The 1,492-nt window shown below is 67.1% G+C and carries 1 protein-coding gene; it reads left to right on the top strand.

All coding sequences use genetic code 11. The features are described from left to right. On the top strand, positions 1 to 1,492 hold a 1,492-nt coding region (infB, locus tag AC1D15_RS31775), incomplete at both ends, for a translation initiation factor IF-2 (protein WP_477829189.1).

Below are 1,492 nucleotides of genomic sequence, written 5' to 3'. Positions count from 1 at the left end.
GGGCCACAAGGCGTTCGCCGCGAAGCTGGACGACCCGGAAGCCTTCCTCGAGGATTCGGCGGCCGAGGCGGTGCACGAAGAACTGCCGCGTGCACCGGTTGTCACCGTCATGGGTCACGTCGACCATGGCAAGACCTCGCTGCTCGACTACATCCGCCGTGCCCGCGTTGCCGCGGGTGAAGCGGGTGGCATCACGCAGCACATCGGCGCCTATCACGTCGACACGCCGCGCGGCATGATCACCTTCCTGGACACCCCGGGTCACGCGGCCTTCACGGCGATGCGTGCACGCGGTGCCAAGGCGACCGACATCGTCATCCTGGTGGTGGCGGCCGACGACGGCGTGATGCCGCAGACCAAGGAAGCCATCGCGCACGCCAAGGCGGCCGGGGTGCCGATCGTGGTCGCGATGAACAAGATGGACAAGCCCGAGGCCAACGTCGAGCGCTTGAAGTCGGAGCTGGTGGCCGAGCAGGTCGTGCCGGAAGACTTCGGTGGCGATTCGCCGTTCGTGCCGGTGTCGGCCAAGACCGGGATGGGCATCGACCAGCTGCTCGAGCAAGTGCTGCTGCAGGCTGAGGTGCTGGAACTGAAGGCACCGAAGGACGCTCCGGCCAAGGGCCTGGTGATCGAAGCGCAACTCGACAAGGGCCGCGGCCCGGTCGCGACGGTGCTGGTGCAGTCGGGCACGCTGAAGCGCGGCGACGTGGTGCTGGCCGGATCGAGCTACGGCCGCGTGCGCGCCATGCTGGACGAGAACGGCAAGCCGGCGACCGAAGCCGGACCGTCGTTGCCGGTCGAGATCCAGGGCCTGACCGAAGTGCCGCAAGCCGGCGACGAGTTCATGGTGCTGGCCGACGAGCGCCGTGCACGCGAAATCGCGACCTTCCGCTCGGGCAAGTACCGCGACGTGAAGCTGGCCAAGCAGCAGGCCGCCAAGCTCGAGAACATGTTCGAGAACATGGGCCAGGGCGAAGCGCAGACGCTGGCGCTGATCATCAAGGCCGATGTGCAGGGTTCGCAGGAAGCGCTGGCCCAGTCGCTGCTCAAGCTGAGCACGGCCGAGGTCAAGGTGCAGATCGTGCACGCGGCGGTGGGCGGCATCAGCGAGAGCGACATCAACCTCGCGATCGCATCGAAGGCCGTCATCATCGGCTTCAACGTGCGTGCCGATGCCGGTGCGCGCAAGCTGGCCGAAGGCAACGGCGTCGACCTGCGCTACTACAACATCATCTACGACGCGGTCGACGACGTGAAGAAGGCGATGACCGGCATGCTGGCGCCGGAGCAGCGCGAAGAGGTGATCGGCACCGCAGAGATCCGCACGGTGTTCGTCGCTTCGAAGATCGGCACGGTGGCCGGCTCGATGGTCACCTCGGGTGTGGTGCGCCGCAACGCGCGCTTCCGCCTGCTGCGCGAGAACGTGGTGGTCTACACCGGCGAAGTCGAGTCGGTGCGCCGCCTGAAGGACGACGTGCGCGAGGTCAAGGAA

This window comes from Rhizobacter sp. P2_H2 (genome assembly GCF_056403375.1).
Note: the sequence above shows the minus strand (reverse complement) of the source record. Positions and strands in the feature narration are given on the sequence as shown.